This window comes from Pseudomonas sp. NPDC085632 (assembly GCF_044541255.1).
GTDB lineage: Bacteria > Pseudomonadota > Gammaproteobacteria > Pseudomonadales > Pseudomonadaceae > Aquipseudomonas.
In genome coordinates, this window is the sequence record NZ_JBITSX010000003.1 from 188,475 (window position 1) to 205,241 (window position 16,767).

The window sequence follows — 16,767 nt, forward strand, 5'->3', positions numbered from 1 at the left end:
GTGGCTCAACGCGCCCGATGCGCGAGGCCGAACGTGAACATCAGGGCCAGCACCAACACCAGTCCCTTGACGAAATCCTGCGCGTAATACGGTGCGTTGAGCATGGTCAGACCGTTGAGCAGCGCCGCCACCAGCAGCGCCCCGACCAGGGTGCCAAAGGCGTTGGGTTTTTTCGCGCCGAGTACGGCAAAACCGATCAGCGCCGCGCCGAGAGCATCCAGCACCAGACCGTTGCCCGAACTGACGTCACCACGGCCCAAGCGCGCCGCAAGCAACAATCCGCCCAGCGATGCGAGCAACGCCGAAAGCACGTAAGCCAATAACTTGAAGCGCTGCACCGGCGCGCCGGCCAGTCGCGCCGCTTGTTCGTTGCCGCCGATGGCATAGAACAGCCGACCAATGCGCGTGCGTTCGAGAAACAGCCACACCGCCATCGCGATCACCGCCGTGATCAACACCGGAATCGGCACCACCTCCCACAATCGCCCACGCCCTAGTGCGAGAAACGCAGCACTGAACGTACCTTCGGTTTCCTCACCGCTGGGCAGGGTCATGCCGACTGCAATCGAACGCCCGCCCGTGGGAATCAACTGCACGCCGATCACCAGAAACATGCTCCCTAGCGTCGCAAGAATGTCCGGCACCCGTAATTTGACGATCAGCCAGCCGTTGAGCAGGCCGACCAGCGCCCCACCCGCCAGACTGATCAACACCGCCGGCACCGCGCCCCAGCCGAGCACGACCATCACGTAACTGGCGATCATCAGGCTCATCGCCGCCACCGCGCCAATCGAAAGATCGAGGCCGCCGACGGCCATGGTCAGCGTCACGCCCAGCGCCAGCAGCGCGACAATCGACACCGATTGCAGGATGCTGAACAGGTTGCCGACGCGCAGGAATGCCGGCTCGGCAACGCTGAAAAACACCACAATCAGCGCCAGCAGCCACAGCAGGCCGTAGCGGATCAATACGTGCAGCAGACGTTCGGCGCGTGCCGGCTCGGTCGATAACAGTGAACTTGAATCAGGCACTCGCTCTGCTCCTTGGCGTGGCTTGAGGGGAATGTTCGGTCACGTCGCTGCCGGCCAGTGCGGCCACCAGATCAGCACGATTGAGGCCGGCGCGCGGGTACTCGGCAACCACGGCGTGATCGCGCACCAGCAGGATACGGTCGGCGATTTCCAGGGCTTCATCGACGTCGGCGCAAATCACCAGCGTCGCGCGGCCCTTGGCGCTGTCGCGCAGCCGTTGGCCGATGTCGCGGCGGGCACGCACATCGACGCCTTGAAAGGGTTCATCGAGGATCAATACCCGCCCTTCGCCGAGGAGCCAGCGGCCGAGCACGACTTTCTGTTGATTGCCGCCCGACAGCGCGGTCATTGGTTCATCGATGCCGGCAGTCTTGATCCCGAGCGCTGCTACTTGCGCCTTGACCGCTGCTGCTTCAGCGCGGTTGCGGATGAAACCGCCGCGGGTAAAGCGTTCAAGAAACGGCAAAGTCAGGGTGCGACGCAAAGAGAAATCAGGTACCAGCGACTGACTGGCGCGATCTTCGGCCGCGAAGAAAACCCCGCTTTGAATAGCTTGGCGCGGTGAGTCTGCATGCCAGTTAGCGTTATCCAGTTGCACGCGGCCCGAGGTGGCTTTACGCAGGCCGAACAGCACCTCGGCGATTTCACTTTTGCCGGCGCCCAACAGCCCGGTGAGCACCACCACTTCGTTTTCGTGCAGGGTCAAATCGAACGCAGCGGATCGCGGCAGGATTTGCATGGCGTTGAGCTTCAACACCTCGCGCCCGGCCACGCACGGCTGGTAAACATGCTCGGCCAGCGCCTGCCCGAGCATGGCGCTCACCGCGTCGGGTAATTGCCGTGCCGTGAACTCGCCCGCGAACTGGCCATCGCGCAGAACGATGGCGCGATCCGCCAAGCGCTGCAGGTCGGAGAGTCGATGGGAGATGTACAGAATCGCCACCCCGCGACTGCGCAAGGTGTCGATCAAACCAAACAAGCGCTGCGTCTCGGCATCGGAAAGCGCTGCCGTCGGCTCATCCAGAATCAGCAGGCGCGGCTGCAAGGCCAAGGCCCGAGCAAGCACCACCAATTGCCGTTCGGCCTGACCGAGATGTTCGATCGGCTGCTCCAGCGGCAATGTCAAACCCAGCCCCGCGGCGATGCTCGCGGCGCGTTCCAGCAGGCGTTTGCGATTGAGCCAGAAGTCCGCGTCCGGTTTGCACAGTTCATCGAGCAGGAGGTTTTCCGCAACGCTCAAACCCGGTGCGATGCCCTCGTTGATCTGCTGGTGTACCGCGACAATGCCCAAGCGCCGCGCCGACAGCGGCGAACTGAAATGCCGTGGCGCGCCCTCCAGCCAGATCTCGCCAGCGTCGGCGGTCTGGCTGCCCGCCAGGATCTTCACCAGGGTCGACTTGCCCGCGCCATTGGCACCGAGCAGCGCCACCACTTCGGCGGGATGGATGTCCAGGCTGACGGCATCCAGCGCCCGACTCGCACCAAATATCTTGCTCAACTCACGCACACGAATCAGTGGCTCGCGAACTACAGCGACCGGCACACTCATACAATTCCTTAGCGGCGATGCGCCAGCGAACGAACCAATCGATCGCCCAGGCTTTGCACGCCCTGAACGAGGATCACCAACACCACCACCGTGGCGACCATCACTTCATTGTTGAAACGCTGATAACCATAACGAATCGCCAGATCACCGAGTCCACCGCCGCCAATCACTCCAGCCATCGAGGAAAACCCGATCAGCATCACCAGCGTCAGCGTGATACCCGCAAGCAATGCCGGCAGCGCTTCGGGCAACAGCACTTTGAAGATCACATGACCGATGTCACCGCCCATGGCGAGGATGGCTTCGATGCGGCCCTTGTCGACTTCGTCGAGGGCGTTTTCGACAATGCGCGCGAAGAATGGAAACGCGCCGAGGGTGATCGGCACCACAGCGGCGGTGCTGCCCAGCGTTGTGCCGACCACCAGCCGCGTCAGTGGAATCAGGGCGATCAACATCACCACGAACGGCAGTGAACGGCCAAGGTTGACCACGCCACCCAGCGCCGCATTGAAGCGTGGCATCGGCAACAGTCCGTCGCGACGACTGATGAACAACAACACGCCCAGCGGCAATCCGATCAGCAGCGTGAACAGCCCCGCAAGCAGGACCATGTACAGGGTTTCACCGGTGGCATTGAACACCAGTTGCAGGATTTCATCCCAGTTGACCGTGCGGTTCATAAGTGCGCCGCCCGTACGCCGTATTGCTTGAGAAAACTAAGGCCCGGTGCATCGTGACCCAACGGCAATCCGCAGGTCGGTCGCAGTGAGGCGCCCAGTTGCGATTGCGGATCGGCCAGCAGCCGTGGCACCGGCCCGGCTTCGACCAGACGTCCGTTGACCATGAACGCGGCGTGGTCGCAGATCGATTTGACCACGTCCAGTTCGTGGGTAATCAACACGACGGTCACGCCCAGTTGCCGATTGATGTCGCGCAGCAGTTCGAGGATCGACGCGGTGGTTTCCGGGTCGAGTGCACTGGTGGCTTCGTCCGAGAGCAGGTACGCCGGCTCTGCGGCGAGGGCGCGGGCAATGCCGACGCGCTGTTTCTGCCCGCCGGACAATTGCGAGGGAAAGGCCTGCGCCTTGTCACTCAAACCGACCAGTTCCAGTAATTCGCGAACCCGCACATGGCGCCACGGCTTGCCGACATTGGCGATCTCCAGCGGCACCGCGATGTTGTCGAAAACGGTGCGCGAATGCAGCAGGTTGAAGCCCTGGAAGATCATGCCGATGCGCTGGCGTTGTTTGCGCAAGTCCCTGTCGGACAGCGTCAGCAGATCCACACCGTCAATCAGGATCCGGCCGCTGTCCGGTCGTTCGAGCAGATTGAGGCAGCGCAGCAGCGTCGACTTGCCCGCCCCGCTACGCCCGAGAATCCCGTAGACCGCGCCGTCGGGAATGCTCAGCGAGACTTGATCAAGCGCCGGTTGCGTGGCCGACGGGTAGGTCTTGCTCAACTGCTCGACGGCGATCATGGTTTGCCGCCCGCCACTGGAATCACCGAACCGGCGAAGTTGTCGGTGATGTACTTGGCGACCTCGGGCGACGTCAGGTCCTTGGCCAGTTGCGCGATACGCGGGTCGTGCGCAAGCTTCGGCGTGGTCACCAGAATGTTCGCGTAAGGATTGTGCTCGGCTTTCTCCAGGCCCAAGGCATCCTTGGCCGGCACCAGGCCGGCGTCGAGCGCGTAGTTACCGTTGATCACCGCCAAATCGACGTCGTCGAGCGAGCGCGGAATTTGCGGCGATTCGATTTCGAGGATTTTCAGCTGTTTTGGATTTTCGGCGATGTCCTTGGGCGTTGCCTGATCGGCCGCCGGATCGTTGAAGCCGGGTTTGAGTTTGATCAGACCGTTGTCCTGCAACAGGTACAGCGCGCGGCTCAGGTTGGTGACGTTGTTGGGCACGGCGACGGTGCCTTTTACCGGCACATCAGCGAAGCTTTTATGGCGATGCGAGTAGATGCCCAAGGGTTCGATATGCACCGTGGCGGCCACCGCGAGTTTTTCGCCGAGGGCCTGTTCCTGAGATTTCAGGTACGGCAGGTGCTGAAAGTAATTGGCGTCGACATCGCCGTGTACCAACAGCTCGTTGGAGTTCACCCCGTTGGGGATCTCGATGACTTTGAGGTTCAGTTGCGGATCGATTTTCTGGATGTACGCAAGAATCTGCGCGTGGGGCACCGGGTCGGCGGCGACGCGCAGCGGCTCCAGCGCCTGCGCACCAAACGATGTCACCAGCACGCCGAGCACGGCCAGGGTCAAACCAGCTTTCTTGATCATGTGCGGAGTCCTTGAGCGAGTGATGAGTCAGGCGGATTGACGAACGGGCGGTGGCGGCAGCAGCGCATCGGCGTAGTAGCGCTGGGCGACATCGGGATGCGAGCGCAGACGCCCCTTGAGGTAGTTCCAGCCGACATCGCGAAACAGCGGATTGAGCGGATCACTCGCCGGCCCGCGCGCCTCGCGCAACAGTGCGGTGGGCAACGGATACAGCGGCACCACGGCGTCCAGTTGCGCGCCGAGGAAGAACGCGACAGACAGGCGTTCGCTACCCGCCGGTGGCGAAACCACGCGATGCACCGTAGCGCGCAGATAACCGTTGCTGGCCAGCTCGAGCAGTTCGCCGATGTTCACCACCAGGGTGTTCTCGCGCGGCAACGCATCGATCCAGCGCCCCTCTTCGATTTCGACCTGCAGACCGGCCTGTTGGTCTTGCAGCAGGAAGCTGAGGAAACCGGAATCCTTGTGCGCGCCGACGCCCTGGTGGCTCGACTCGCTGGACTGGCCGGGATAGCGCATCAGTTTGATGTGTTCGTTGGGTTTGTCGCCGTACAGCTGATCAAACGCATCGGCGCGCAGCGACAACGCCTGAGCGAACGCACGCAGCAGGCGCAACGACATGTGCGTCATCGCCTCTTGCCACTCGAGCAGCAAGGGCTTCAGTTCAGGCAGTGCCGCCGGCCATTGGTTGGGGCCTTGCAACCGCGCCCAGAACGGGCTGTCCGCATCTAATGGCAACGCCTCGCGCTCGGCACCCAGATCGAACTGCTCACGCAGATCAGGCTGGCCACGGGTGATCTCAGAAGCGGCACGGTTATAACCGCGAAAGTGCGCTGAATTGATCATGCCGACGGCGGTTTTTTCGCTGTCGGGCAAGGCGAAGAACTGCCGGGCGTGGGCCTGCACCTGCTTGAGCAAAGCGCTGTCGATGCCGTGGCCCGTCAGGTAGAAGAAGCCCACGTCGCGGGCGGCGTGGCGCAGGTTTTCAAGAAATTCGTAACGCTGCTGTGCCGTGCCTTCGAACAGCGACAGGTCCAGCGTCGGTAATGCGGTGATATCGAGGGTATGCGGCATGATTCACTCCCGTGTGAATCAAACCTGAAGAACCTGTGATCGATTCAGCGTGTGCCGTCATGGCAATCGGGGGTCTATCGGTTTGATGCGTTTTGATTCGTCGTTAAGACAAAACTAAACGATCTTAAAAACGCTGAGCCAATATCTTTTTCGCATTACCTTAGGCCTGATTTCCCCTCACCCCAGCCCTCTCCCGAGGGAGAGGGAGCCGACCGCGTTGTCTTGGGGTACACATCGACCTGAACAACCGGGTTCGATTCGGCAAATATCGTTCAGGTCGACGTAGCACTCAAGATCATCTCGGTCAGTCCCCTCTCCCTCCGGGAGAGGGTTAGGGTGAGGGGCACAGACGACTCGGTATCAAGCCTCCTGCAACGCTCGCGGTCGCTGACTGCGTTGTTCGGCGATGGCGTCCGGCGCCGGTTGCAACTGGAAGTCGAACTTCAGCTCGGCATAACGCCCCGACACCGCGTCCTCGCGGAACACCACCTCCCCAACCAACCCTTCGCGGGTCGCATAGGCGAAGTCATCCCACAGGTATTGATCACCCGACAGGTTGATCTGCGTGGTCAGGTGTCGATGCCCCGGCGCGCTGATGAAGAAGTGCACATGGGCCGGGCGCTGGCCATGGCGGCCGAGTTGGTTCAGGCACTCCTGAGTCGGGCCTTGCGGGTCGCAACCATAGCCAGACGGCACGATACTGCGAGCGCGGTAACGGCCCTCGGCATTGGTCACGATGCGGCGGCGCAGGTTGTATTCGGACTGGCTCGGGTCGAAAAACGAGTAGGTGCCCTTGGTGTTCGCATGCCACAGATCAACCGTGGCACCGGCCAGCGGCTGACCGTGCAAATCGAACACCTGGCCTTCAAGGCGCATCACGGTGGCGGCACCCTCCTCGCTGCCGTCGTCCATGCGGCACTCGCCTTCGCACAGGGGCGCGCCGGCCACGTACAGCGGGCCTTCGATGGTGCGTGGCGTGCCGCCGGTCAAGCCGACCTGTGCGTCTTTGGCGTCCTGGAGCAGATCAAGGAAATGTTCGAGACCGAGGCCCGCAACCCATAAACCTGCTTCCGAGCGAGCGCCCAAACGATTGAGATAGTCGACCGCTTTCCAGAACTCGTCATCGCTGATTTCGAGGTCTTCGATGATTTTCGCGCTGTCCTGCAAGATGCGCAGGACGATGGTTTTCAGCCGGGAGTTACCGTCGTCGTTGGCAAAACCGGCGGCTTCTTTGAAGAAGGCTTGCAGTTCGGCGGTGTGGGCAATTTTCACGGTCATGGTGGTTACCTCATCTTGTTGTTTTGTGGTTCACGCGAATCTTCAGGACAGACAACCTTCCCCTGTGGGAGCTGGCTTGCCAGCGATTGCGGTGTGTCACCCAGCATTGATGGCGGCTGGTGTATTGCTATCGCTGGAAAGCCAGCTCCCACAGTGTTGAGGGATGGATTCGAAACCCTGGGTCAGCGGTCGTCGCTGTGGATCGACGACGGATGCCGGCAGAGCCCGTCAATCTCGATGTCCATGTAGGGAAACAGCGGCAAGCGCATCAGCGTGTCGTGCAGGGCCTCGACGCTCGGCACATCGAAGACGCTGTAATTGGCGTAGTGCCCGGCGATGCGCCACAGGTGTCGCCACACGCCTTCGCGCAGCAGCCGTTGGGCCAATTCCTTTTCGTCCGCCTTGAGCCGGGTGGCCAATGACGGGTCCATATCGACGGGCAATTTCACGGTCATTTTTACGTGGAACAGCATGGTGACTCTCCTGATTCAGTGGCGGCGAAAACGCGCCAGACGCTCTTCATCCAGCGTCAGGCCAAGACCCGGGGTTCGCGGGATGTGCAAGTGGAAATCGCGGTACTGCGGCGCTTCAGTGACGATGTCTTCGGTCAGCAACAACGGGCCGAACAATTCGGTGTCCCAGGTCAGTTGCCTTAACGTGAGGAAGGCGTGCGCCGAGGCCAGCGTGCCGACGGAGCCTTCGAGCATCGTGCCGCCGTACAGCGCGATGCCGGCGGCTTCGGCGATCTGCGCGGTTCTGAGCACGGCACGCGGGCCGCCGTTCTTGGCGATTTTCAGGGCGAACACACTGGCAGCGCCGTCAGCAGCAAGACTGAAAGCATCCTCGACGCTTTCGATCGATTCATCGGCCATGATCGGTGCCGGGCTGCGCTGATTCAGGCGAATCTGCCCGGAGCGGTTGACCCGCGAGATCGGCTGTTCAATCAGGTCGATGCCGTTGTCACCCAATACCTGGCAGCCGCGAATCGCCTGGGACTCATCCCAATACTGATTGACGTCGACCCGCACACTGGCGCGCTCGCCCAAGGCTTTTTTGATCGCCACGACATGCTTGAGGTCCTGCTCCAGCGGATTGGCGCCGATCTTCAATTTGAAGATGCGATGACGGCGCGCGTCGAGCATCTGTTCGGCTTCGGCAATGTCGCGGGCGGTGTCGCCGCTGGCCAGGGTCCAGGCCACTTCAAGGCTGTCTCGCACGCGTCCGCCAAGCAACTCGCTGACCGGCAGACCCAGGCGCTTGCCCTGGGCATCGAGCAATGCACTTTCGATGCCGGACTTGGCGAAGGTATTGCCCTTGGCGATCTTATCGAGCCGCTGCATCGCCGCGTTGATGTTGTTGGCTTCCATGCCCACCAGCGCCGGGGTGAGATGCGCATCGATATTGGCTTTGATGCTTTCCGGACTTTCGTAGCCGTAGGCGAGGCCGCCGATGGTGGTTGCTTCGCCGATGCCTTCAAGACCATCGCTGCAACGCAGACGCAGGATCACCAGAGTTTGCTTCTGCATCGTATGCATCGCCAGTTTGTGCGGGCGGATAGTCGGCAGGTCAACGATGATCGTCGTCAGGCTTTCAATCAGAATTCGCTGCATGTCTGTGTCCCTTGAAAAGTGCTCAACCGAGGTCACCGCCACCGACTGGCAACGTCACGCCGGTGATGTAAGAGGCGTCGTCGGAGGCCAAAAACAGGATCGCGCCGACTTGTTCGTCGAGGCTGCCGTAGCGTTTCATCAGGCTGCTGTCGAGGGTTTGCGCGACAATTTCCTGATACCAGGCCTGCTCCTGCGCTGACTGTTCGCCGGTATTGCGCGGGATGCGTCGCGGCGGAGCTTCGGTGCCGCCCGGTGCGGTGGCGTTGACGCGAATGCCGCGCTCGGCGTTCTCGAACGCCAGGCACGCGGTCAGTGCATTGATGCCGCCCTTGGCCGCGCCGTACGGCACGCGATTGACGCTGCGGGTGGCTATTGATGAAACGTTGACGATGGCGCCGCGCCCTTGCTTGAGCATGTACGGCAGCGCGGCGTGGCAGCACCACAGCGTCGGGAACAGCGAACGGCGTACTTCGGCTTCAATCTGCTCGACTTCGTAGTGCTCGAAGGGCTTGGCCCAGATCGTGCCGCCGACGTTATTGATCAAGATGTCGAGGCGGCCGAAGGTGTTGATGGCTTCGGCCATGACCCGTGCGCAATCGGCGTATTGCTCAAGGTCAGCGGTCAGCGCGAGTACGCCCTCGCCTTGCAGTTCGTGAACCAGTTCGGAACGGTCAACGGCGACCACTTGTGCGCCTTCGTCCAGCAGGCGTTCGCACACACGGCGGCCGATACCCTGCGCCGCGCCGGTGACCAGCGCGACCTTGTTGGAGAATCTGTTGTTCATGACAACCTCGAAAAGGGGTTCAGGCAGCCGCAGCGGCAAATTTTTCGTAGTAGAAGTTCGCGGGGGTGATGCCCTGTTCACGGATGTATTGGCTGACGGCTTCAACCATCGGCGGTGGGCCGCACAGGTACACGTCGACATCGCCTTCGTTGAGGTGACGCGGTTTGATGTGCTGGGTGACGTACCCCTTGAGCGGGTGCACGCTTTGCGGATTGGCCACGCAGGCGCCGAAGCTGAAATTGGCGATGCGTGCGGCAAAGGACTCCAGCCGATCAAGTTCGACCAGATCGAAGTCATTGGTGACGCCATAGATCAAATGCACTGGGTGCGCACTGCCCTGCTCGGCGATCTTTTCCAGCATCGCGGTGAACGGTGCCAGGCCCGTGCCGCCCGCGAGCAACAGCAGCGGCCGTTTGATTTCGCGCAGGTAGAAGCTGCCCAAAGGACCGGCCAGGTTCATGCTGTCGCCGGCCTTGGCCAACCCGGAGAGGAAGCTGCTCATCAAGCCACCGGGCACGTTGCGGATCAGGAAGCTGACCTCGCCGTTCTTCTGCAACGAGCTGAAGGAATAGGCGCGAGTCTGCTCGCTGCCAGGCACTTGCAGGTTGACATATTGACCCGGCAGAAACGCCAGTTTGCTCAGTGCCTCGCCCTTGATCGACAGCGCGATGGTGCTCTCGGACAACTGCCGGACAGCGCTGATCGAGGCCTGGAAACTGGCCTGTTCGGTCTTGCACAGCTGCGAGCCGGCCGGCACGCGGACGACGCAATCGCTGGCGGCGCGCATCTGGCAGGTCAGCACATAACCTTGCGCGAGTTCGTCAGCACTCAGGGCGTCTTCAATGAAGTTATCGCCCATGTCGTACCGCCCGGCTTCGGCGAAACATTTGCAGGTGCCGCAGGCGCCGTCGCGGCAGTCCAGCGGGATGTTGATGCCTTGGCGATACGCCGCGTCGGCCACGGTTTCATGGTCGCCAGCCTCGATGAAACGGGTAACGCCGTCTTCGAAATTAAGCGCAATCTGGAAATTCATGGTGCACCTCGTCGTGTCGACTAGATGTGGTAGATGTCGATGACCTGACGGACGTAATCGTTTTTTAGCACGACTTTCTTGGCCTTGATCAGCGGCTGTTCGCCACGCAGATCGAGGGTGTAGAAACTGCTGCCGAAATAGCCGTCGGTAACCTGGTAGCGGAAGCTCAGGGTGTGCCAGTTAAAGCGCACCTGGCACTGGCCCTCGCCCTGCTCGACGATTTCAATGTTGCTCAGGTTGTGCGAGGTGCGGGTGTCCGGGAGGGTTGCGCTGGAGCGCTCGGTCTTGATCCGGAAGATGCGGTCTTCGAGGCCGCCACGGTTGCCGTACCAGATCAGCGAGATTTCGCTTTGCGGGTCTTCCGTGAGGGTGTCGTTGTCGTCCCAGGCCGGCATCCAGAAGGTCGCATCGGCGGCGTACAGTTCCAGCCACTGATCCCACTGGCCGTCATCGAGATAGCGCGCTTCGCGATAGAGAAATTCACGCACGGAGTCGTAGAGGTTGCTCATCACACGGCCTCCACGGGGATCAGTTGGGGTTCGGCGGCAGCGGCTTTGAGCATGGTTTCCTGCCAGTACTTGTGTTGCAGCACGAACAGGCCTTCGTCCTCGGTACGCATGCCGGAGAGCAGTGGTTTGAGATCGATTTCCCCGGCGGCGGCATCGGCGCCTTCAACCCAGTGGGTCGCGCCCCGGGACATGTCGTTCCAGCCGCGCCCGGCGCCGTAACCGGTCTGGCACGAGCGGAATTCTTCCAGGTCATCGGGTGTGGCCATGCCGCTGACGTTGAAGAAGTCTTCGTACTGACGAATGCGCTTGGCACGGGCCTCGGCGCTCTCGCCTTTGGGGGCGATGCAGTAAATGGTGATTTCGGTCTTGTCGACCGAGATCGGCCGGGCGATACGAATCTGCGAGCTGAACTGATCCATTAGATAGACGTTCGGGTACAGGCACAAATTGCGTGAGTTCTCGATCATCCAGTCGGCGCGAGCCTGACCGAAATCCCGGGCGAGTTCGTCGCGACGCTCGTAGGCAGGACGGTCTTCGGGGTTGGCCCAGCGCGTCCAGAGCAGCAGATGGCCGTGATCGAACGAGTAGAAACCGCCGCCCTTCTTCGCCCAATTGCCGGCACTCATGGTCTTGATCGCCTCACCCGCTTCACGCTGTTGGCGCTGGTTCTGGGTGGCGGCGTAGTTCCAGTGCACCGAGCTGACGTGGTAGCCGTCGGCGCCGTTTTCAGCGGTGAGTTTCCAGTTGCCTTCGTAGATGTAGGAGCTGGAACCGCGCAGCACTTCCAGACCTTCTGGCGACTGATCGACGATCATGTCGATGATCTTCGCTGACTCGCCCAGGTGTTCAGCGAGGGATTTCACATCAGCATTCAGGCTGCCGAACAGGAAGCCGCGATAGGACTCGAAACGCGCGACTCTGGTCAGGTCATGCGAGCCTTCGCAGTTGAAGCCTTGCGGGTAACCGGCTTCGCTCGGGTCCTTGACCTTGAGCAGTTTGCCGCTGTTGTTGAACGTCCAGCCGTGGAACGGGCAGGTGTAGCTGGAGCGGTTGCCGGACTTGTGCCGGCAGAGCATGGCGCCGCGATGGCTGCAGGCATTGAGGAACGCATTGAGTACACCATCCTTGTTGCGCGCGATGAAGATCGGCTGGCGCCCCATGGTGGTGGTCAGAAAATCGTTGTTGTTGGGCAGCTGGCTTTCGTGGGCGAGGTAAATCCAGTTGCCTTCGAAGATGTGCGCCATCTCCAGTTCGAACAGACGCGGATCGGTGAACATCTCCCGCTTGCAGCGGTAGGCACCTTTCTCCTTGTCTTCTTCAAGCATGGCATTGAGGTAGTCGATTCCCAGGGACATGGCCGGGGCCTCCATTGTTATTGTTCAGGCCAGGTCAGATTAGGGAGGCGATGCACGGGGCAATAGCCGAATCCTGCAGATCGCTATCCGTTTTGTGCAGGATGGCGCGGCAGATGATTCAGCGTGTTTCGGAGGGGTTGGCGCAGTGTTTTAGTGGCGGCGTTTGAAGGTCTGCGACGGCAGTTCGCCGAACTGTTGGCGATAGCTTTCGGAGAAACGGCCCAAGTGCAGAAAACCGTAGTCCAGCGCCAGTTCGGTGAGATTGCGCACCGGGCAGCTGGGATCGCTGAGGCAAGCGTGAATGCGCGCCAGCTTGCGCTGGCGGATGTATTGCATCGGCGTGACGCCGAGTTGACGTTCGAACAAGCTGTACAGCGAGCGCAGGCTCATGCTCGCCTGCGCGGCCAGATGTTCGGCGGGCAAGTCGAGTTTCAGATTGCGTTCAATGTAATCGAGGATGCGCTCGAAGCTGACACTCGGTGCGCTCAGGCACTCACGGCTGACGTTGGTGTTCATCAGCGAGATCAGTTTGCTGCCGATGATCTGCGCGTAATGCTCCTGCACGCGCAGCAACGGATCGCTGGCCTCGGCTTCCTGGCAGATCATCGCCAGCAGGTGGGTGAAGCCTTCCAGCTCATCCAGCCGATAGTGATTGCGCAGGAAACGGATACCGCTTGCCGGACGCTGCCAACGCTGCTCGTCGCACACCGATTCGAGCACGCTGACCGGCACCTTGAGGATGAATTTCTCGCAATCATCCGAGTAAGTCAGGTCGACCGGATCATCCGGGTTGATCAACAGCAACTCGCCGGGCACCAGATGCTGCTCGCGCTTGTGCCCGCGCCACAGGCAATTGCCTTGCAGCAGGACTTGCAGGTGGTACACGGTCTCCAGCGCAATGGAGGTCACGCGCACGCTGCCGCCATAACTGATGCGGGCCAGATCGAGATCGGCGAGTTTGCGATGGTTGAGGCTGGCTTGCGGGTGGGTGGTTCTGGACAGGCCGATGAAGTGCTGACCGACGTGCTGATTGACGTAGTCGGAGACGGCATAAGGATCAGCGTGACGAAACACGCTGCTGCGATCGCTCAGCAGATGGCTGTCCATGGGGCATTGCTCGTTGTTGTCGTTATTTTGGGGTCACGGGTTTTCAGGCATCACGACTCACAGTACGCCGGAGTGTCGGGGTGGGCAATTGGACGAAGGTTTGGGTGCTCGATAATCGAACGTTTTTTTGCGGATTACAGAGTGGTTTGAACAATGCCTACATTTGCCGAAGAAAGGCCCTATAGGCCAAAAAACCTGACGTGGAAAATTCCTACTTATGACAGTTTTACGAGCCAAAAAAAGCCCGTTCCAGTCGAAACTGAAACGGGCTTCTCCCACCTCAACGGTCGTTACTTCAGGTCGTCAAAGTGGTCTCGCAGGAACTCGTAAAAGCGAAATGCTTTAAACAATCTCCATACAAGGCTCAGCGTACGCAGCAAAAGCTTCATACGTTTTGGCCTCCAGGGCTGGGGGCCAAACCTCCGGCAAACTTACCGGACCATGCTTGCCTTCAGCTGGCATGTCATAGCAGCTAGTGAGGCGGCCGGTTGAAAGCCCTCCGAAGTATCATCCCGGCACGGGTGCAAAACCGTGTCAGAGGGAATGAAACCGTTGAGTTGCCAGCCAAACCTCATCGCTGCACAGACATCTGAGCGTCGGCATCATAACCTTCAATCAGCCGATACCTTACAAAGTCATTCAGCGGCTTTGTAAACCGTTATTTCTGTCAGCCTACTCTTTCAAATATCGATATCGGAAACAGGTACCTGAAACAAAATATTAGTGTTGCGACGGTGCGTAAAAATTCATAACATGGGCGCGGTCATAGCAGCTAGTGAAGCAACAAACCTCGGTCGCAAACCAAGGTTTACAAAAGAACCGCCCCGCAAAGGCGGTTTTTTTTCGTCTGCCTTTTCACTGCAACCGATAACGCAAAACAAATCACAGCGCCCGCGCCCACGTCTGACTCACCAGATCCTTGCCAAAGCTGTGAACCGCTTCTTCCTCCACCAGTTCAAACCCGGCCTGCTGATAAATCTTGCGTGCAGCCGTCAGGTTACCGGTCGTCCACAAGGTCATTTTCTGGTAGCCAACCTGGCGGGCGAAACGCAGGCACTCCTCGACCAGACGGCTGCCAATGCCCAAGCCCCGCGCGCTGGCGTCGACGTAGAGCATGCGCAGTTTGGCCGTGGTGGCGTCCTGGCGGACGATGAACACGGAACCAATGACATTGCCGTCCTTTTCCGCAATCCAGCAGCGCTCACAGGTGGGGTCGTAATCACGCAGGTACTTGGCGACCACCTCGGCCACCAGCGCCTCGAACTCCGAGTTCCAGCCATATTCGCGGGTATACAGCGCGGCTTGCTGCTGCATCACCGTGCCCATGTCACCGGGCTGCGGATCGCGCAATACATAGCTCGAATCCTTGTTGCCTTGCAGCAGTGTCTGAATCAGCGTCATGGCGCCGATCAGTTGCTTCTGCTGCGGTTCAGGCAATCGCTCGAGCATGGCGACGATCTGTTCGCGGGAAGCCTTTTCCAGCGGGATCAGAATTTCACGGCCCAAATCGGTTAAGTGCAATTGCGCAGCGCGGGCGTCCGTAGGCGACGGCACTTTCTGGATCAAGCCGCGCTTTTCGAAACCGCTGATGATGCGGCTCATGTAGCCGGCATCGAGGCCGAGCATCTGCCGTAGATCGGCGCTGGTCAGGTCGCCGCGCGAGGCCAGTTCATACAAAATGCGTAGCTCGGTCAGCGAATAGTCGCTTTGCAGCAGATGCTCCTGCAGTACGCCGATCTGATGGGTGTAGAAGCGATTGAAGCCGCGCACGACGTCTGCTTGCTCAAGGAGATCGATTCTGGACATGGCAACTGCTCATTTAATTGCTTAAGGCAACTATATATTTGCCAAAGGCAACCATGTCAACTGAAAGCTATCGGCACTTGGCCAACACCACCTGACAGGTATTCGGCGTGCCTCCAGAGCGACCGGCATAGCGGATGCAGTTGTTCATCGACTTCTGCCGAGCCATGTTCAAACTGGAGCCCCAGGCCAGACCGCCCTCGCCGACCGACGGCAAGGCCTTGGCGTAGCAGGCATCGCCAACACCCGACGGTGGATAGTGTTTTCGGCTGGAGCAGCCTGCCGTCAGCGTAAGGCTGAGGGCGATGAGGGTGAGCGAGACCGTTAGCAGGCATCGGTTGATCATCGTATTTCACCTGCCGCTAAATGGGTCGTAAGCTGCTGAGTCTAGCCCCCTCACCTGCACAAATCTTCTAAACGTCGATGGCCATTGCGCGGTATTTTATGGGGCCGTACCTTTTAACGCCGAACATTGGAGCCCACGTGGATAAACGCAACTGGATCGAGCTGTCCCAGGATGTCGACACCGGGATTGAATCGATTCGTGCGCATTTTCAGGGGCATGCCTACGATCCGCACTGGCATGACAGTTTCCTCGTCGGCGTTACCGAACAAGGTGTGCAGCAATTCAATTGCCGCCGAGTACGCCATCGCAGTACGCCAGGCAACGTGTTCCTGCTGGAGCCGGGGGAAATCCACGATGGGCAAGCGCCGACCGAGGAAGGCTTTACCTATTCGATGCTCTACCTCGATCCGCACTGGCTGGAGCGTGAAATGCATGCGCTGTTCGAAGACGCCCCGGCCGACAGCCAGCCCGGTTTTACCGACACGCTAAGTCAGGACCCGCGTCTGGCCACAGCGATCAGTCACGCTTTCCATGCGTTGCATGACGGCGATCTGCGCATCGTCCGCCAGACCGCCATCGATGGTTTGCTGGGTTCGCTCACGCGCCATCTCGACTGGCGCAAACGCCAGGATTTCGATCCGCGCCTGCCATTGGTGGCGCAAGTGGCACGGGATTATCTGCACGCGCACACCTATGAAGATATCGGCCTTGATGACCTGGCCCGAGTCTGTGGGGTGGACCGTTTTCGCCTGAGCCGCGCGTTCAAGACAGCCTTTGGCCTGGCGCCGCACGCGTACTTGATCCAGCTGCGGCTGGCCAAGGCGCGACAGTTGCTGGCCCGGGGTGAAACGCCGGCGCAGGTCGCCAGCGTGCTCGGTTTTGCTGATCAGAGTCATCTGGGCCGCTGGTTCCGGCGCGCCTACCAACTGACGCCGGCGGACTACCGCAAGCGCTGCTCAAACCTTCCAGACTGATGCACGCCGACTGGCGATCATGGATACCTGT

Annotated in this window: 17 protein-coding genes; 1 reads left to right on the forward strand and 16 read right to left on the reverse strand. The window is 60.3% G+C overall.

The genetic code is table 11. From position 1 onward, the window contains the following. Nucleotides 1-5: 5 nt before the first annotated feature. The 16 genes from ACIF4X_RS04420 to ACIF4X_RS04495 all read right to left on the reverse strand — a co-directional run bounded on the left by ACIF4X_RS04420 (nucleotide 6) and on the right by ACIF4X_RS04495 (nucleotide 15,762). Complete coding sequence (locus ACIF4X_RS04420) at nucleotides 6-1,031, reverse strand: ABC transporter permease (protein ID WP_397481094.1); 1,026 nt, start codon at nucleotides 1,029-1,031, stop codon at nucleotides 6-8. Beyond that, nucleotides 1,024-2,580, reverse strand: coding sequence for a sugar ABC transporter ATP-binding protein (locus ACIF4X_RS04425; protein ID WP_397481095.1), 1,557 nt, complete (start codon nucleotides 2,578-2,580; stop codon nucleotides 1,024-1,026). Before ACIF4X_RS04425 ends, ACIF4X_RS04420 begins: the two co-directional genes overlap by 8 nt. A gap of 8 nt (nucleotides 2,581-2,588) precedes the next feature. Beyond that, nucleotides 2,589-3,260: a methionine ABC transporter permease gene (locus ACIF4X_RS04430; protein ID WP_397481096.1), complete on the reverse strand. Its 672-nt coding sequence runs from the start codon at nucleotides 3,258-3,260 to the stop codon at nucleotides 2,589-2,591. Continuing rightward, a complete protein-coding gene (locus ACIF4X_RS04435) occupies nucleotides 3,257-4,057 on the reverse strand; it encodes a methionine ABC transporter ATP-binding protein (RefSeq protein ID WP_397481097.1) in 801 nt (266 codons plus the stop codon). Before ACIF4X_RS04435 ends, ACIF4X_RS04430 begins: the two co-directional genes overlap by 4 nt. Beyond that, entirely contained in the window at nucleotides 4,054-4,863 is an 810-nt protein-coding gene (locus tag ACIF4X_RS04440) for a MetQ/NlpA family ABC transporter substrate-binding protein (RefSeq protein WP_397481098.1), read from the reverse strand. Before ACIF4X_RS04440 ends, ACIF4X_RS04435 begins: the two co-directional genes overlap by 4 nt. A 27-nt stretch (nucleotides 4,864-4,890) precedes the next feature. Next, nucleotides 4,891-5,937 carry an isopenicillin N synthase family dioxygenase gene (locus ACIF4X_RS04445; protein ID WP_397481099.1) on the reverse strand — a complete coding sequence of 349 codons (1,047 nt, stop codon included), beginning with the start codon at nucleotides 5,935-5,937 and terminating at the stop codon, nucleotides 4,891-4,893. A gap of 360 nt (nucleotides 5,938-6,297) precedes the next feature. Then, nucleotides 6,298-7,215, reverse strand: a complete 918-nt coding sequence (gene catA, locus ACIF4X_RS04450) for a catechol 1,2-dioxygenase (protein WP_397481100.1) — start codon at nucleotides 7,213-7,215, stop codon at nucleotides 6,298-6,300. Nucleotides 7,216-7,397: 182 nt separating this feature from the next. Next, nucleotides 7,398-7,688 (reverse strand): muconolactone Delta-isomerase, encoded by a 291-nt coding sequence (gene catC / locus ACIF4X_RS04455; protein WP_397481101.1) that lies wholly within the window; start codon nucleotides 7,686-7,688, stop codon nucleotides 7,398-7,400. 15 nt (nucleotides 7,689-7,703) lie between these two features. After that, entirely contained in the window at nucleotides 7,704-8,825 is a 1,122-nt protein-coding gene (locus ACIF4X_RS04460; protein ID WP_397481102.1) for a muconate cycloisomerase family protein, read from the reverse strand. 22 nt (nucleotides 8,826-8,847) lie between these two features. Next, a complete protein-coding gene (locus ACIF4X_RS04465) occupies nucleotides 8,848-9,609 on the reverse strand; it encodes a 1,6-dihydroxycyclohexa-2,4-diene-1-carboxylate dehydrogenase (RefSeq protein WP_397481103.1) in 762 nt (253 codons plus the stop codon). A 19-nt stretch (nucleotides 9,610-9,628) separates the two neighbouring features. Next, nucleotides 9,629-10,642: a benzoate 1,2-dioxygenase electron transfer component BenC gene (gene benC, locus ACIF4X_RS04470; RefSeq protein ID WP_397481104.1), complete on the reverse strand. Its 1,014-nt coding sequence runs from the start codon at nucleotides 10,640-10,642 to the stop codon at nucleotides 9,629-9,631. A 20-nt stretch (nucleotides 10,643-10,662) separates the two neighbouring features. After that, nucleotides 10,663-11,151, reverse strand: a complete 489-nt coding sequence (gene benB / locus ACIF4X_RS04475) for a benzoate 1,2-dioxygenase small subunit (protein ID WP_397481105.1) — start codon at nucleotides 11,149-11,151, stop codon at nucleotides 10,663-10,665. Beyond that, the gene (gene benA / locus ACIF4X_RS04480; RefSeq protein WP_397481106.1) at nucleotides 11,151-12,506 is read right to left on the reverse strand and encodes a benzoate 1,2-dioxygenase large subunit; all 1,356 of its coding nucleotides are present in this window, start codon (nucleotides 12,504-12,506) and stop codon (nucleotides 11,151-11,153) included. The genes benB and benA overlap by 1 nt, the downstream gene beginning before the upstream one ends. Before the next feature lie 150 nt (nucleotides 12,507-12,656). Continuing rightward, nucleotides 12,657-13,613 carry an AraC family transcriptional regulator gene (locus ACIF4X_RS04485; RefSeq protein ID WP_397481107.1) on the reverse strand — a complete coding sequence of 319 codons (957 nt, stop codon included), beginning with the start codon at nucleotides 13,611-13,613 and terminating at the stop codon, nucleotides 12,657-12,659. Nucleotides 13,614-14,495: 882 nt separating this feature from the next. Beyond that, nucleotides 14,496-15,419 carry a GNAT family N-acetyltransferase gene (locus tag ACIF4X_RS04490; protein WP_397481108.1) on the reverse strand — a complete coding sequence of 308 codons (924 nt, stop codon included), beginning with the start codon at nucleotides 15,417-15,419 and terminating at the stop codon, nucleotides 14,496-14,498. A gap of 67 nt (nucleotides 15,420-15,486) precedes the next feature. Then, nucleotides 15,487-15,762 carry a hypothetical protein gene (locus tag ACIF4X_RS04495; RefSeq protein WP_397481109.1) on the reverse strand — a complete coding sequence of 92 codons (276 nt, stop codon included), beginning with the start codon at nucleotides 15,760-15,762 and terminating at the stop codon, nucleotides 15,487-15,489. 137 nt (nucleotides 15,763-15,899) lie between these two features. Between ACIF4X_RS04495 and ACIF4X_RS04500 the strand changes: the two genes are divergently transcribed. Then, nucleotides 15,900-16,736, forward strand: coding sequence for an AraC family transcriptional regulator (locus tag ACIF4X_RS04500; RefSeq protein ID WP_397481110.1), 837 nt, complete (start codon nucleotides 15,900-15,902; stop codon nucleotides 16,734-16,736). The last annotated feature ends 31 nt before the right edge of the window (nucleotides 16,737-16,767 follow it).

Excerpts from the sequence above, each read along its gene's own strand:
- ACIF4X_RS04465 (WP_397481103.1), bottom strand. The coding sequence starts at position 9,609 with ATGAACAACAGATTCTCCAACAAGGTCGCGCTGGTCACCGGCGCGGCG.
- benA (WP_397481106.1), bottom strand. The coding sequence starts at position 12,506 with ATGTCCCTGGGAATCGACTACCTCAATGCCATGCTTGAAGAAGACAAG.
- catC (WP_397481101.1), bottom strand. The coding sequence starts at position 7,688 with ATGCTGTTCCACGTAAAAATGACCGTGAAATTGCCCGTCGATATGGAC.
- ACIF4X_RS04490 (WP_397481108.1), bottom strand. The coding sequence starts at position 15,419 with ATGTCCAGAATCGATCTCCTTGAGCAAGCAGACGTCGTGCGCGGCTTC.
- ACIF4X_RS04440 (WP_397481098.1), bottom strand. The coding sequence starts at position 4,863 with ATGATCAAGAAAGCTGGTTTGACCCTGGCCGTGCTCGGCGTGCTGGTG.
- benC (WP_397481104.1), bottom strand. The coding sequence starts at position 10,642 with ATGAATTTCCAGATTGCGCTTAATTTCGAAGACGGCGTTACCCGTTTC.
- ACIF4X_RS04435 (WP_397481097.1), bottom strand. The coding sequence starts at position 4,057 with ATGATCGCCGTCGAGCAGTTGAGCAAGACCTACCCGTCGGCCACGCAA.
- ACIF4X_RS04495 (WP_397481109.1), bottom strand. The coding sequence starts at position 15,762 with ATGATCAACCGATGCCTGCTAACGGTCTCGCTCACCCTCATCGCCCTC.
- ACIF4X_RS04430 (WP_397481096.1), bottom strand. The coding sequence starts at position 3,260 with ATGAACCGCACGGTCAACTGGGATGAAATCCTGCAACTGGTGTTCAAT.
- ACIF4X_RS04485 (WP_397481107.1), bottom strand. The coding sequence starts at position 13,613 with ATGGACAGCCATCTGCTGAGCGATCGCAGCAGCGTGTTTCGTCACGCT.
- ACIF4X_RS04445 (WP_397481099.1), bottom strand. The coding sequence starts at position 5,937 with ATGCCGCATACCCTCGATATCACCGCATTACCGACGCTGGACCTGTCG.
- ACIF4X_RS04460 (WP_397481102.1), bottom strand. The coding sequence starts at position 8,825 with ATGCAGCGAATTCTGATTGAAAGCCTGACGACGATCATCGTTGACCTG.
- ACIF4X_RS04425 (WP_397481095.1), bottom strand. The coding sequence starts at position 2,580 with ATGAGTGTGCCGGTCGCTGTAGTTCGCGAGCCACTGATTCGTGTGCGT.
- benB (WP_397481105.1), bottom strand. The coding sequence starts at position 11,151 with ATGAGCAACCTCTACGACTCCGTGCGTGAATTTCTCTATCGCGAAGCG.
- catA (WP_397481100.1), bottom strand. The coding sequence starts at position 7,215 with ATGACCGTGAAAATTGCCCACACCGCCGAACTGCAAGCCTTCTTCAAA.